Annotated in this window: 11 protein-coding genes; 4 read left to right on the plus strand and 7 right to left on the minus strand. The window is 39.1% G+C overall.

All coding sequences use genetic code 11. The annotated features are described in order from the left end of the window. Positions 1-863 precede the first annotated feature (863 nt). From Xmir_RS05280 to Xmir_RS05290, 3 genes are read left to right on the plus strand one after another with little or no spacing between them, the layout of a single operon-like run. Entirely contained in the window at positions 864-1,535 is a 672-nt protein-coding gene (locus Xmir_RS05280) for a CsgG/HfaB family protein (RefSeq protein ID WP_099113378.1), read from the plus strand. A gap of 50 nt (positions 1,536-1,585) precedes the next feature. Beyond that, positions 1,586-1,942: a DUF4810 domain-containing protein gene (locus Xmir_RS05285; protein ID WP_047962592.1), complete on the plus strand. Its 357-nt coding sequence runs from the start codon at positions 1,586-1,588 to the stop codon at positions 1,940-1,942. After that, the gene (locus Xmir_RS05290) at positions 1,942-2,601 is read left to right on the plus strand and encodes a DUF799 domain-containing protein (RefSeq protein WP_099113379.1); all 660 of its coding nucleotides are present in this window, start codon (positions 1,942-1,944) and stop codon (positions 2,599-2,601) included. The genes Xmir_RS05285 and Xmir_RS05290 overlap by 1 nt, the downstream gene beginning before the upstream one ends. An 84-nt stretch (positions 2,602-2,685) precedes the next feature. Here Xmir_RS05290 and Xmir_RS05295 read toward each other — a convergent pair whose 3' ends face one another. The 7 genes from Xmir_RS05295 to Xmir_RS05325 form a co-directional block, all read right to left on the minus strand. Then, on the minus strand, positions 2,686-4,026 hold the full coding sequence (locus tag Xmir_RS05295) for an MATE family efflux transporter (protein ID WP_099113380.1): 1,341 nt from the start codon (positions 4,024-4,026) through the stop codon (positions 2,686-2,688). Positions 4,027-4,257: 231 nt separating this feature from the next. Beyond that, on the minus strand, positions 4,258-5,301 hold the full coding sequence (gene fbpC, locus Xmir_RS05300) for a ferric ABC transporter ATP-binding protein (protein WP_099113381.1): 1,044 nt from the start codon (positions 5,299-5,301) through the stop codon (positions 4,258-4,260). 15 nt (positions 5,302-5,316) lie between these two features. After that, positions 5,317-7,395: an ABC transporter permease gene (locus Xmir_RS05305; RefSeq protein WP_099113382.1), complete on the minus strand. Its 2,079-nt coding sequence runs from the start codon at positions 7,393-7,395 to the stop codon at positions 5,317-5,319. 107 nt (positions 7,396-7,502) lie between these two features. Next, positions 7,503-8,534, minus strand: coding sequence for an ABC transporter substrate-binding protein (locus Xmir_RS05310; protein ID WP_099113383.1), 1,032 nt, complete (start codon positions 8,532-8,534; stop codon positions 7,503-7,505). A gap of 935 nt (positions 8,535-9,469) precedes the next feature. Continuing rightward, positions 9,470-10,765, minus strand: a complete 1,296-nt coding sequence (uhpC, locus tag Xmir_RS05315) for an MFS transporter family glucose-6-phosphate receptor UhpC (RefSeq protein ID WP_099113384.1) — start codon at positions 10,763-10,765, stop codon at positions 9,470-9,472. A gap of 27 nt (positions 10,766-10,792) precedes the next feature. Further along, the gene (locus tag Xmir_RS05320; protein WP_099113385.1) at positions 10,793-12,373 is read right to left on the minus strand and encodes an MASE1 domain-containing sensor histidine kinase; all 1,581 of its coding nucleotides are present in this window, start codon (positions 12,371-12,373) and stop codon (positions 10,793-10,795) included. A gap of 3 nt (positions 12,374-12,376) precedes the next feature. Continuing rightward, a complete protein-coding gene (locus tag Xmir_RS05325) occupies positions 12,377-13,006 on the minus strand; it encodes a response regulator transcription factor (protein ID WP_099113386.1) in 630 nt (209 codons plus the stop codon). A gap of 903 nt (positions 13,007-13,909) precedes the next feature. Here Xmir_RS05325 and Xmir_RS05330 point away from each other — a divergent pair. Then, positions 13,910-14,458, plus strand: a complete 549-nt coding sequence (locus Xmir_RS05330) for a cysteine hydrolase family protein (RefSeq protein ID WP_099113387.1) — start codon at positions 13,910-13,912, stop codon at positions 14,456-14,458. The last annotated feature ends 35 nt before the right edge of the window (positions 14,459-14,493 follow it).

Genomic DNA, 14,493 nt, shown 5'->3' on the forward strand with positions numbered 1-14,493 from the left:
AGAACAACTTCGTCATAAAGAAGAAATTGCTACTTATTGTTTTCAACGAAAAACCGCAAAGGGAGATTGTGCAAAAAAGAATGCTGGTTTGTTTGTATCATATTGATAAATAAAATAATTGAATTTTAGTAAGAAGGTCTTATGAGTCTTTGTGATATTAACAATTGAAACAACCAGAGGGAAAAATTGTGTACTTTATCACGCTTATCTTAGTTCAAAACACCTTGTTAGTATTAAATCCTTTTTATTGTTAATATTATGATGTAGTTCAGCATATTAATCTAGAGTTTTTTACTGGTGGAATTGTTCAGTACATGAACTTCATCTGGGGACATGGATTGGAAATAGCATCTTATTCACCGTTAATAGGCTTTCGTTTATTGTGGTTAAACAGATATATTAAGAGATTCAAAATGTATTTTTATTTAAATAAGTTAAATTATAATTTTCCTTTGAATAGCAAAGGCAATTTTGTTTGATTGAGATAATCAAATAGTTTGAGTAATCTACTATAAGCAATATAGTCGTCGTAATTCCTTATTTTATCAATAAATAATCCGGTAAATTATAATATTATTTCCTCCGGTAGATTTTATATAATAAAAGTGATTGAGTTTAACTCATCAATAAGAGATTGACATTAATACCGGATAACTAATTCCCCCTGAATGATCTTTACTGAATTTTCAATTTTTAATCATTATTAATCATTGGGTTAGTAAGTGACCGTCTCTCCTGATTTTTGAATTAAATAGACTTTTCCTATAACAATATTTATTATTATTTCGTTTGATGTTAGTAGCATCCGCCTGTACAAAAAATCGGGCACTTTTATTTAAACATTCATTCAGGAAGACATAATAATGAAAAGCAAACTCACATTAGCCTCGCTTTGTCTGGCTTCTCTTGTGTTGGCTGGTTGTGCGACAGAATCTTCGTCAACACTGCCGGTACAAAAAGTCACTTCTTATAAGACTACTTATGCAGGCATTCGCAGCCCAATCGCCGTCGGGAAATTCGAAAACCGTTCAAGCTATCAAAATGGCATTTTTTCTGACGGCATTGATCGTTTAGGAAATCAGTCAAAAACAATTCTGGTGACTCACCTACAACAAACCGGCCGTTTTAACGTGTTGGAACGCACCAATCTGGCTGAATTGAAAGCTGAAGCGGGTTTGCAGGGCAAGACTCAGAAACTGAAAGGGGCCAATTATATTATTACGGGTTCCGTGACTGAATTTGGCCGCAAAGAAATCGGTGATCATCAATTATGGGGCATTTTAGGCCGTGGCAAATCACAAGTGGCTTATGCAAAAGTGATGCTGAATGTTGTGAATGTTGAAACCTCCGAAGTTGTTTTTTCTTCTGCCGGAGCAGGGGAATATAAACTTTCCAGTCGTGAAATCATTGGATTTGGTGGTACTTCCAGCTATGACTCTACCCTGAATGGCAAGGTATTGGATTTGGCGATCCGTGAAGCGATCAACGATCTGGTCGCTGGTATTGAAAGCGGGGCATGGAAGCCAACTAACTAATTTACTTAGTTAAATTTATTCCGGAAAGTTTGGACAGGAAAGAGAGCTGTATGTTTTTGATGAAAAAGACGGGGATGTTGTTGGGCGTACTGCTATTGGTGGGATGTGCAAAAGCACCGAAAACCATGTACGTATGGGGTGATTATCAGCAAACGCTTTATCAGTATTACCAGCAGGATAAAACCGGGCCACAAGAGCAGCTACAGGCATTGCAAAAAGTGATTGAACAGGCCAAAGCTAAAGATAAACCGGTTCCCCCAGGTTTGCATGCACAAATGGGGCTGCTTTACAGCAAGGTTGGTAATATTGAAGATGCTTTCCAGCAGTTTGAAATAGAGAAAAATTTATTTCCTGAATCAGCGCCTTACATGGATTTTCTGTTAAGCAAAAATAAGGGAGTGAAATAATGAACCGTTTTCTGGGGGCAATTGGTGCCTTATTATTGCTGGTTCTGTCAGGATGTGTCCAACATAAACCGTATGACTATTCAGCACTGAGGGAAAGTAAACCTAAATCCATTCTGGTACTGCCTGCGGTCAATAAATCGGTGGAAATACAGGCTTCCGGCAGTTTGCTGTCTCAAGTGGCTTATCCACTGGCAGAGTCCGGTTATTATGTTTATCCCGTTGCTGTAGTTGAAGAAACATTCCGCCAAAATGGCGTGACAGAGGCACAAGATATCCATAATCTCAGTTATAAAAAACTGTATGACATTTTTGGTGCGGATTCCGCTCTTTACCTGGATATCACACAATACGGCACGCAATACCAAATTATTAACAGTGATACTCGTGTTAGTGCAACCGCCCGTTTAGTGGATTTGCGCACGGGTAAACAACTGTGGAATGGTATTGCGACGGCATCTTCCACAGAAAATGATGATTACTCTAGCGGTGGTCTGGTCGGTATTCTGATATCGGCTGCTATCTCTCAAATCGCGAATACCATTACGGACAGGAGCCATGACATTGCAGGCATTACGACTAATCGTCTGTTAAGTGCAGGTGGATATGGCCACTTGCTGTATGGCCCACGTTCTGAATTCTATGGCAAAGAAAAGTTATAACTTTTTATTGAAATAGTTTTTAGTTGAAATGATTTCTTGTTGAAATAAAAGTGCCGCAATTCTACGCGGCATTTTATATTTAAATCAGATATCCAGTCGCTTGGTCTGCCATTTTTTAGACTTCCAGCGCCATGCGTTAACTAACCCACGGACCCACTCATCACAGAAAAAGCCTATCCAAATTCCCAGAATTCCCATCTCCATCGTTATTCCCAGAAAATAACCGACAGGAATGGAGATACCCCACATGAAAATTATTGCGGTACAGAGTGGGAAACGGGCATCACCGGAAGCGCGCAAAGCATTGACCATCACAATGTTGAAGGTACGCCCTGGCTCCAAAAAGACGGAGAGCAGGAACAGCGGCAGCAGAAGCTCGATAATCTTCTTATCTTCCGTCATAAGCTCAAGAAGCGGCTCCCGGAAAATCCAGAACGTCAATACGACGCCGATTGTGACGATCACGCCGATTTTCAAGCTCTTGATACCGCGAATATAGGCATCTTCAAAGCGTTTTGCGCCAACAAGGTGACCAACCATAATCTCATTACCAATACTGGTAGAGATACCAAACAACATAATGAACAGAGATAATTGGAAGTAAAGTGTCTGTGCAGCCAGAGAAGTTTCCCCCATCAGGCCAATAAACGCTTGTGCGGTCATAAATTGCAGAATCCATACCAGGTTTTCACCGGCGGCTGGTAAGCCGATATGCAGGATTTTGCTCAACATATTCTTAGACCAATACACAAGCAGCTTAGGCTCAAACTTGATTCTCAAGCCACAGAACAGCAATCCACAGAGTAAAATAACGGCAACAGTACGACCAAATACGGTAGACCACGCCACGCCTTCCAGTCCATATTGAGGCAGCCCGAAGAACCCATACAGAACGATCATGTTACCGACAATCGTCAGCAAGTTGGCAATCAGCGTGACATACATCGCCGCTTTCGCTTTACCATAAACCCGCAAACAGGCAGCCAAAATAATCGAAATCGCTTCAGGTATCAGACAGATACCAAGAACATGCAGATAAGCAAACCCATCCTCCATCAAATTTTCGGGCAGGTTCATGATATGCAGGATCTTATAACCGAAGAAAATCGTGATCAGCGCACAACTGAAACCCAGTAAAAAATTAAATGCAATAGAGATATGAATCGCTTGACTGGCTTTATCACGCTTCCCTGATCCCAGATATTGTGCGATGACAACACTGCAACCTACGCTAATGAAATTGAAAATCGTAATGAAGAGATCAAAAACATGATTACCCACTCCCATCGCAGCGAGATAAGAAGAAGAAATATGGCTGACCATGTACGTATTAATTAATAACGTCGCCATATGCAGAAAGATATCAATGAAAATCGGCCAGCTTAACGAGAAAAGCGAACGATCAACAACATCAGACTGATGCATTGTAAAACCTATTTATTAGAAGTTAAATGAATGGACTTTTGGTGGTGTGTGACATACCCAGAAAGTGTAGAAGATTTTACAGGGTTTATTGATGAATTGATAGGCAGAATAGGTGATTATCTCTCTGGTTTTGTGAGGAATTTGGCCGGATAGAAAAGCCCCTGCGGTGATGAGCGCAGGGGCTTAGTGTGACGGATTTTGACTCTTGCCGAACACACATTTTGCTTGGCGTTACGCTTCTAAAATAAACATTCCAACCGGATGAATTTCCAGATAATAATTTTCACCAACTTTCGGTTGCAGTTGAGAGGCATTGACCTGCAACAATAATGTTTGCCCATGCCAGTCAACGGTTACTTCATATTGTGCCCCCATATAGGCGACATGGTTGATTTGGCAACGTTGGCTTTCATTCCCTTGTTGGCGAAGGGTAATTGCTTCCGGGCGAACACCAACAGTAATGGATGCCTGTGTTGCTGTGAAATTAGCCGGGCGTGGTATCCGGTATTGGAAAATCTCCACATAATCTGCATCTTGTGCGGCAGGGAGAATATTGGCATCTCCCATAAAGCTCGCCATAAATTTCGATGCAGGTTGGCGATATAAAGTTTGGGGTGAATCCATCTGCATGATCTTTCCTTTGTTCATGACCAAAACAGTATCAGATACAGCAAAGGCTTCACTCTGATCATGTGTGACATAGAGCGAAGTGATATTGAACTGTTGTTGTAATTCACGAATTTTTTCACGCATACTGCGGCGTAGGTTAGCGTCAAGGTTACTTAAGGGTTCATCGAACAACAGCACTTTAGGTTTGAGGATGAGGGCGCGAGCTAAAGCAACACGCTGTTGTTGTCCCCCAGAAATCTGATCAACATAGCGATCTTCAAAACCACTCAAATCTACCAGTTCCAATGCCTCCCTGACACGTTCACGGATCTCCGCTTTTGGCCGCCCCAGCATTTTCAATCCATAACCAATGTTTTCCCCCAATGACATATGCGGAAAAAGGGCATAAGACTGAAATACCATGCAAATATCCCGTTGCTGGATAGAGCGATCGGTAACATCTTCCCCATCAATGAAAATATTGCCTGAGGTCGGTTTTTCCAACCCTGCCACCAGCCTGAGTACCGTTGTTTTACCGCATCCTGATGGCCCCAATAAAGTGACCATATGCCCCTGTGGGATGGATAAATCCAGCGAGTCGATTACTGTGTTGTTACCGAACCGTTTGGTCACATTTTTTAATTCGACAAAATGTCGCAATGTCATATCGTCACTCCATGATTACTGGGTATTTTTAGCTTTTGAGCGGGAAATACGCGCTTCGCCAACTAAATAGTCAAATAGGAAAATTACCGCCAGCATGACCACAATCAGAATGGAGCCATATGCGATAGCCAGGCCATACTCGCCATCTTCAACGCGATTCAGGATATAAGCTGTTGCTACACGCGTATCGGGAGTTACCAAAAATACAATGGCACTAACCGTAGTTATGGCGCGCACAAAGCTATAAACCAATGCCGATAAGATAGCAGGGCGTAAGAGTGGTAGCAGAATATGCAATATTGTTCTCATCGAACCCGCCCGCAGGCTGAGAGAGGCTTCATCCAGCGATTTATCAATCTGACCAAGCCCTGCAATACCGGCTCTAATACCCACAGGTACATTTCGCATTGTCATGGAGATGATGATAATGAACGCTGTACCTGTGATATAGAATGGTGCGTTATTGAAGGCCAGAAGATAAGAAATTCCCGCGACCGTACCAGGCACTGCAAAACAGAGCATCGTAGTGAATTCAATGACTTTCTTGCCCCGGAATTGTTGACGCACCACGATATAGGCAATTAACAGCCCGAAAATGGCAGTAATGGGAGCGGCAATGCCAGCATATAGCAGCGTATCTAACAATGAAGGCCATGCGCCATCACTCATTCCCTGACCAAATAGCTTAATGAAATTATCCAGAGTCAGAGAGTAATCCACGCCCCAGTTGACGGTAAAACTGCCGTAGAAAATACTGCCATAGAGCAGGATATTGAATACTACCCAGACAAATAGCAGGGAGCAAACACTCCACACCAATGAAACGGGCAAAGGCTGCACATCGCCACGGTAAGATTTACCGGAAACCGTGACATAGGAACGTTTCCCAATCCAGAGATACTGAACACAGAAAACCAGAAGTGAGAAAACTAACAGTGATGCGCCCAGCGTGCTGGCGGCTTGATAATCAAGCTGTGAGCCTGTGATATAGAAGTAAATTTGGGTAGCCAGCACGTCAAAATTACCGCCCAATACCAAAGGATTACTGAAATCAGCCAGAGATTGAACAATGACGATCAAGAAAGCATTGGCAAGAGCTGGTTTGAGTAACGGTATAAAAACATAGAAGAAAGTTTGATAGCGATTGGCTCTCAGGGTATAGGCCGCTTCTTCCAAAGAAGGATGAATTGTCTTGATGGCACCATCCAAAATCATGAACGCCATTGGTGTAAATGCCAACACTTGGGCAATCCAAATCCCCGTGAAACCATATAACCAGTTTGTGTTAGTTAAACCAAACCATGTAGACAGAAACTCTGTGATATAACCGGAGCGTCCCATCATTAGAGTGACACCCAATCCGACAACAAATGGCGGTGTTACGATTGGCAAAATGGAGAATACCCGCCCAATGATGGCGGAACGTTTGGCGATTCTGGCGGTGTAAATCGCCAGCACCAATCCAAAGAATGTACAGCCAAAACCGACTGCAACAGAAAGCATCACAGAATTGACAATAATTTTCAGTATATGGGGTTGACCGAGTATCGATAAAAATGCGAAGGGTGCAAAATGGTCGGACTCATCCGTAAACATGGGAATAAAGATGGCGATACTAGGGAAAAGAATAAATACTCCAATCAACGCAATGATTGCTACCAGCGAACCAATGACGAAATTGTCACCACCAAGCCATTCCAAGCGTGCGAGAGCCAAGGTAATAATTGCTCCCAATGCGATAAACAAAGCAATGGAGGAGTAGCCTAACCCGCGTCCAGCTAATGCAGCACTGGTGATAATGAAAAGTGTGCATACCAGGGCATATCCCGCGTCAAAATAGTGACGTTGACGAGAATAGTGATCGGCAGGAAGCCGTGGACGCAATAGCAATACCGATGGCAGCAAAAACCATAATATGCTGATATTGAAGTCGTTCCAGCCATAAGCTGCCAGAATTTCTTCTTGTGTTGAATCAAAAAGGCCGTAATCCAGACTCCATGATGGCAGCAGAGCAAATGACAGCCATGCTAATATAACCCACCAGAAAACAGAATCCCGCCCCTGCTTTTTCTGCAAGGTAAGGGTATGAGACATAATTCCCCCAATAAAATTTTACGAAGAGAGTACGTAAATCACGTGATCAAGCAGCGAATAGATGTTATGGCTCACTGCTTGAATAGGTATAATATTAATTTAAAAGGTTATTTTCCCATTTTGACTTCTGTGAGCCACTTATTAATCAGTTTCTTACGCATGTCATTGGAACCATATTTATCCATGTCATAATTGATAAGATTCAATTCAGTAGGATTCAGTGTAATGGGTGAGGATTCTGCTGTGATATTGGTGAGGATCTGGTAGGATTTCCCTTGCTTCCAACTTAACTCTTGAGCTTCTTTAGACAATACCCAATCAACAAACAACTTGGCGTTATCCATATTGCGGGCATTTTTGATAATGCTGACACCACCGATTTCATAGCCAGTGCCTTCACAAGGGGAAATCAATTTCATTGGTGCACCATTTTCGACTTCCAGTGAATAATCATGCAGGAAGCCAATTCCAATGGCTGTTTCACCACGTGCGGTATTACGTGCGGGAGCAATGCCGGATTTGGTGTATTGGGAAATATTACTGTTGAGTTTTTTCAGGTAATCAAAAGCTTCGTTCTCACCCCACAATTGGATAAAAGTTGCCAATGCGGTATAGGAAGTGCCGGAACTTTGTGGATCGGCAATTTGAATTTCACCTTTATATTCTGGTTTAGTCAGATCCTTCCAGCATGTGGGGACGGGGAGATTTTTCTCTTTCAGGCGTTCTGTATTCACACCAAAACCAAGGATACCCATATAGACAGCAGAAGAATAGTTTCCTTTGCGTTTTGCAGGATCGCGGAACTGAGGCATGATTTGAGATAAGTTCAGTGATTGATAAGGTTGCAGGAGATCCAATTCACCGGCTTGGGAGTGGGGATCAAGTGTACCGCCATACCATACATCTGCCTGTGGATTGCGTTTTTCTGCTTCTATTTTAGCTAATGTACTACCTGTGTTATTACGAATAAATGTGGTTTTGACATTATATTTTTCGCCAAAAGCACGCGTTTCTGTTTCACATAGGGCATTAGTGCCGCTGCAATAAACAATCAGTCTGCCTGCTGCTTGAGTATTGCTGGTTATAGTAGCTGCTGTTAACCCCAGAGCGATTAATGCGGTGATATAATTGAGTTTCATTAATGATGTCCTTACTTTCAGAATTTCTACCTTGGGTGAGTTAAGATGAATATTAATAAACGAAACTCTTATTATTAATTTAAAAATAGAGTCCTGCCGATTTATTCTTGGGACATCATGATAAGGTTAAATTTTTTATGCAAATTAATAGAGTAAATTTGCAAACCAGATAACAAAATCAATAATTTCTATTGAGTGTTTTTTATTTTACAGAGTATTGGACTATGTTAAATAGGAAGCAAAACTTGTTGGTTTTATTTGTTTTTATAAAGTTAAATTAAGAGGGGTGTTATTTTTTTTGTTAAGTGTCTAATGTTAAATAATTAAATTTTAACTTTGCTTTTAGAATGTTAATTTTTTATTTAACTATTTGATCGAAAGTTATCATATAAAAAGAATAAATTTCCCAACTATTATGGGGACAGTGAGATAACTTCACGTTTTATCTCTTTTCAAAGCACCCCATATTATTTACTTTATAATACTTATCAGATAATAATTACCCCATAAGTAGTATAAATATCCAGATTTTTATAACAATTGATATCGAATGTGAAAATCAACAATAGAGCATTTAATGGACAAATATTGTTTTTGTAGTATAAAGTATGCTCTAAATTAATTGTTTTTATTCTGTGAGGAAATAGAGAATTGTTTTTCAGAATTGAATGTCACTTGGTAAATTATTCAATGTATATAATAAGTTTGGATGAAAATATAAAAAACTTCTATTCACTATTTCTATAACTTTTTATTAACATTTATCTCATTATGAGAATTGTAGAATACGAGTAACATTTTGTGGAGTATAAAACATATCTAGAGCGGAAACAGCCGTAGTGTATGTAGAATCCGGCTGTTTACACTCTAATGCGATAGATTCAGTAAATCCATCGGTGATTACTGGCTATTTTGGAATAAATATAACTATTTTGTTAGGTTTTTTTACTGTATTTATTAATATCTGCGATTAATAGTGGCATGAGTAATAATCCCATCAGTGCAGAAGCTAACGTGAGTAAAGCAAACATACCAGACCAGTCGTAGTTGTTAATTATTTGACTTAGCGGCCATCCTGCGATAGCTGCGCTAAGGTAGGCATACAGACCCAAATACCCAGTGACTGTACCGGCAGCTTTCTTATGGCAGTATTCCGTTGCGGCTAATCCAATTAGCATTTGCGGGCCGAAAACAAAAAAACCGATACTGAAAATACAAGTAGACAATAAAATATAGTGTTGTATAGGAACCAACCAAAGAGCGGTTACTGAAAAAAACAGCCCGATAGAAAACAGCAGAATCATTGGAGTTCGCCGGCTACGGAAGAATATGTCAGATCCCCATCCTGAGCAAAGTGCACCTAACAAACCACCGAGTTCAAATAGTGAAAGGGTAACATTAGAACTGAATAAGTTGGCCCCATGTTTTTCTGATAACCAAAGATTACCCCAGTCATGTATTGCGATCCTAATGAAATACACCAATATATAGGAACATCCAAGAATCCAAATGGTGCGATTGAACAAAATTGTTTCTTGTAGGATTTTCATCATTGACATTGGTGGAGATGAGTGCTCTTGCCTTAGCTCCATTGCATCTTGCCGCCACTGTCCAATGCTAGGTAAACCCTGTTGTTGTGGAATGCCTGGTAGTTTTTGGAATAACCAGATTCCCAATATAATACTAATAACTCCAGGGATCAGTAGGGCAGCTCGCCAGCTATAGGTTGTTGTTAACAGCGCGGATAGTAGTGTTAGAAGAATTCCACTTATATTTATAGAAATATTCCAGCATCCCCACCAGAAACCTCGTTCATTACGGGAATACCAGTGAGTTAATAGTCGTGCACAGGGAGGCCATCCCCATCCCTGAAAAAAGCCATTTAGTGTCCAGACAATCAACAAAGCGGTTAGTGATGAGCAAAAGGTGAAAATGATATTGAGTATTCCGGTTACGAATAAACCAGCTCCCATAAACCAGCGATATCCAGTATGGTCATGGAAAATCCCTGATACAAATTTTGAACAGCCATAAGCAAGATAAAATAGACTAGCTAACCAGCCAATATCATCTTTATTTAGCATCAATTCTACCTGCATTTCAGGCATGGCAATATTCAAGCTCTTACGTGTTAATTGAAATGCGGCATAACCAACAATCATTGATATCAACAGATGGCTTCTCCAATAGCGATAATTTTGTGAAATCTGCTCATTGCTATTGGTTTGCATAATAAATCTCCATAAAAGCCTTAGAAGCTATAGTTTTAGTACGTCAGAAATGATTTCTGATGATTTAATACCCTCATCAGAATTTATAGGTAAATTAACAATAACATGAGTTCCTTGTTGAGTATTTAAGCTCCAGTTACCACCAAGGGCACGAACTCGTTCTTCAATCCCCTTCAAACCAAACCCTGTATTTTTCTTATCATCTATGATGCCAATTCCATTATCACTGACTTGGAGCTGAATTAAATTTTCTTTCTGTTTTAAGATGATTGTAATGGTATTAGCGTTGGAATGTTTACTGATATTGTTCAGTAACTCTTGAATAAGTCGATAAAGAGTTAAGGTAATGGTGCTATTCTTCGGCTCTTGTGGAAGTCGATAATCAAACTGGCAAATAATGTTTTGTTCCTCGAAAGCGAATTCATTTACCAGATGACGAATAGCCTGTTCGAATGACATTTCATCTAAGGCCGGTGGGCGTAGTTCGCGTAGTAGTTGACGAGTAGATTGGTGAATTTGTTGGGATAGGTATTTGATCTGTTCTGCTGCTTTTATTACCAGAGGTGAGTTTGCTGTACGTTTTACCAAGGTAGATTGAATTTGAATAGCAGTGATATTTTGTCCAATTTCATCATGTAATTCTCTGGCAATATTTTTGCGGATCTCTTCTTCAATGTGTACTAGATTTTGCATTAAGGTATAACGTGCAACTAACTCTTTTTCCAATCGTGCACGATAGTGACTTAGGTTACTTGCTAGCTGTTGTTGGCGGCTGATAGCTATACCAAGCCCAATACCTAATAAGGCCTGGGTAGTCAAAAAGATTTCCAATTCTTGGAGTTCACTAAATGAGCCACTGGATTGACGAGCAAAAGTCACTATCAAGCTACCTAACAATGCAGAAAAAACACCTCCTTGCCAACCATAACGATAAGCCATAAAAACATTGGGGAGAAAGACCAAAATTGATAAAAGCCCTTCAATTTTTGGGGATAAAAAGAAATGCCCACTGATCCCTAATAAACTGAATAGAAAACACCACATTAAGAAAGATGATCGTAATTGTGGATAGAATGAATCGTCTGTAATGTGATTGTTTTTTAAACTTTGTTCATATAAATAGATGTAAATCAGATAAACAAACGGAGATAGAAGTACACCTCCGGTGATTGAAGCGAGAAAAAAAAGATTTACTTTAGATGATGGTGAAAAACTTAGGCAAAAAGTTTGTAACAGGCTATTAATAATAACGCCAACTAACAGAATGGAAAGTTGTTGCCAATAAAGAGAATAGCGTTTCCAGATTTGTTGAATCAATAAGACCGTGATCAGGCTGATCCCAGGAGAAAATAATATAGCTGGGTTTGTAATTAACTGTTCGTTAATTAACCATGACAGCATACTGATTTCACTGATAATGAGGAGCGGTAAATAACGCCTCCATAACAGAATCATCAGAACTAGCCTCAATCCTTGTGGCAGGAAAAGCACAGCCTGTTGCCCATCCTCATGTAAATAAAAACTAATAATCCAAAGTGAAATCCAGCTAATTGAGTAGAAAATAAATATAAATAGAGATTGTAAACCGAAACGTGCTTTCCAATTCATTTACTAACCCGTAATGATTTGATGTTGTAATGCGTAATGAACAAGTTCAATAGTGGAGTCGCACTGCAACTTACTAAGAATATTAGCACGATGAACATGTACTGTTTTGGGGCTTAGTTCAAGTTGTTCAGCTATATCTTTTACGCTAACACCATTGATTAGCAATTTAAAAATTTCTTTTTCCCGTGAGGTTAGTATTTGTAATACGGAAACTTCTTGGGGTCTCTGACGCAGAGCCTTTAATGCGTCAGCACAGAGGTAAATTTCTCCTTTATGAACAGTTCGTACTGCCTGGATTAATTCTTCTGGCCCACAGCATTTTGTCAGATAACCGCGTGCACCTGCATCAAGTGCACTTTGTACTAGAGCAGCAGTGTCATGAATGCTGAGCATGATAGTACGAAAATTAGGGCATGTGGGGCGTAATCGTGCCAGAAGCTGTAAACCACTTTCACTGGGCATGGAAATATCCATAATCACAACATCAATCGTTTTTTTTAGTAAATCTGACCATGCTTCACTGGCACTGCTGTATTGACCAACGATTATAATGTCATCTTCAAGAGTCAATAATTGAGCAAAGCCTGAACGGACAACAACATGGTCATCAATGAGGGCAATTTTTATCTTCATTTTTATTGTTTATTGTAGGGTATTTATTATAAATCTAGTTATATATCATAATGTTCTTAAAATAAAATTCATGCAAATAATTAAACCAAAACTGTTAATTGGATAACAATTTTTATTGTAAGGCAACTAAATTATATTACTTTATATTTTTTTTATTATTTTAACTGTTGTTTTTATATACTCCATAGCATAGTGATTGATTTTTATTTAATCGGTCGTTAGTAGGTGAAAGATAGTTCTAATTACATTAATTTTTTTTGCTTCGTAAAATGAAATCAATAAATTTAAAAAACAAATTAAACTATATTTAAAGGCATTTCCTTTGTTTTGTGGTTGTTTTTTAGTATCAAGTGGAGTTGAATTTTTACCATGATTCTTTTATTGGCGGAATTATGCTGAAATGAAATTATTCTTTCAATAGTCACATGCCTTTACCTTCAGGTTGAGCTACGCCATCAACACCAGCGTCAGAAAATTTTACTAGATATGTATTGTTAGGTTTTAATCATTATTATTCCTTAATATTTATAACCGTATTTAAATAGCTTTATGTATAGGAGTGCGTTACTATATTATCCAATTTTCATTGGAATACCGTATGTATGACATGGATTAATATTATTACTTATATAAATAATTTGATTTATCTCATTGAGAAAACCAACTGCCATTATAAAATAATTTTATTAAATCGCTTGTAGTATTATTTTGTATGTAAAGATAAGTGAGAAGTAAATATTATATCACTTTGTATATTCAGGAATTATTATTTTCTATTTAAAGTAATTAAATATTCAATATTTTTTATCATATAAAACAATATAATTATATTATCAAATAAGGTTTTTTAATTATGGTTTTTTCTGAAAAATTCCACATGCAAAAGTAAAGAAGGTCTTACAAATGAAAGCTCTTATTGTAATCGACATGTTGAATGATTTTGTAACAGGTGTTCTCGCCAATGAAGAAAGCGCGATGAAAATTATTCCTGTGATCCAACGGACGATCAACTATGCCAGAAGCCGGAATGATTGGCTGGTGGTGTATGCCAATGATGCTCATTGTGCAAGTGATTGTGAAATAGGTATTTGGGGAAAACATGCGTTGGCAGGAACGAAGGGCGCTGAAGTTGTCGCGGAATTGGCTCCCATTGGCGCAGATCGTGAAATTATTTCTCCCAAGCATTTTTATAGCGCTTTTGATGGAACCGATCTGGAAGAAGTTTTAAAGCAATATGGTGTCAAAGAAGTTGTCTTGACTGGGCAACATACCCATTGTTGTGTCCAGCATACAGCCTATGGCGCATTTATCCGGGGTTATGATATCAAAGTATTGTCAGATGCTGTTTGTGTGTTTCCGGGGGTTGATCAGAATAGTGCCCTTAACTATTTAAAAAATATGTATAATGCTGAAGTTATAACGAGTGCTGAATTAGGTGTTCCGTCAGAATAGGGTAGCCAGACCCTCACCGAAATGGAGTTTAATGA

It is taken from the genome of Xenorhabdus miraniensis (assembly GCF_002632615.1).

Excerpts from the sequence above, each read along its gene's own strand:
- Xmir_RS05290 (WP_099113379.1), top strand. The coding sequence starts at position 1,942 with ATGAACCGTTTTCTGGGGGCAATTGGTGCCTTATTATTGCTGGTTCTG.
- Xmir_RS05295 (WP_099113380.1), bottom strand. The coding sequence starts at position 4,026 with ATGCATCAGTCTGATGTTGTTGATCGTTCGCTTTTCTCGTTAAGCTGG.
- fbpC (WP_099113381.1), bottom strand. The coding sequence starts at position 5,301 with ATGACATTGCGACATTTTGTCGAATTAAAAAATGTGACCAAACGGTTC.
- Xmir_RS05330 (WP_099113387.1), top strand. The coding sequence starts at position 13,910 with ATGAAAGCTCTTATTGTAATCGACATGTTGAATGATTTTGTAACAGGT.
- Xmir_RS05305 (WP_099113382.1), bottom strand. The coding sequence starts at position 7,395 with ATGTCTCATACCCTTACCTTGCAGAAAAAGCAGGGGCGGGATTCTGTT.
- Xmir_RS05285 (WP_047962592.1), top strand. The coding sequence starts at position 1,586 with ATGTTTTTGATGAAAAAGACGGGGATGTTGTTGGGCGTACTGCTATTG.
- Xmir_RS05280 (WP_099113378.1), top strand. The coding sequence starts at position 864 with ATGAAAAGCAAACTCACATTAGCCTCGCTTTGTCTGGCTTCTCTTGTG.
- Xmir_RS05325 (WP_099113386.1), bottom strand. The coding sequence starts at position 13,006 with ATGAAGATAAAAATTGCCCTCATTGATGACCATGTTGTTGTCCGTTCA.
- uhpC (WP_099113384.1), bottom strand. The coding sequence starts at position 10,765 with ATGCAAACCAATAGCAATGAGCAGATTTCACAAAATTATCGCTATTGG.
- Xmir_RS05320 (WP_099113385.1), bottom strand. The coding sequence starts at position 12,373 with ATGAATTGGAAAGCACGTTTCGGTTTACAATCTCTATTTATATTTATT.
- Xmir_RS05310 (WP_099113383.1), bottom strand. The coding sequence starts at position 8,534 with ATGAAACTCAATTATATCACCGCATTAATCGCTCTGGGGTTAACAGCA.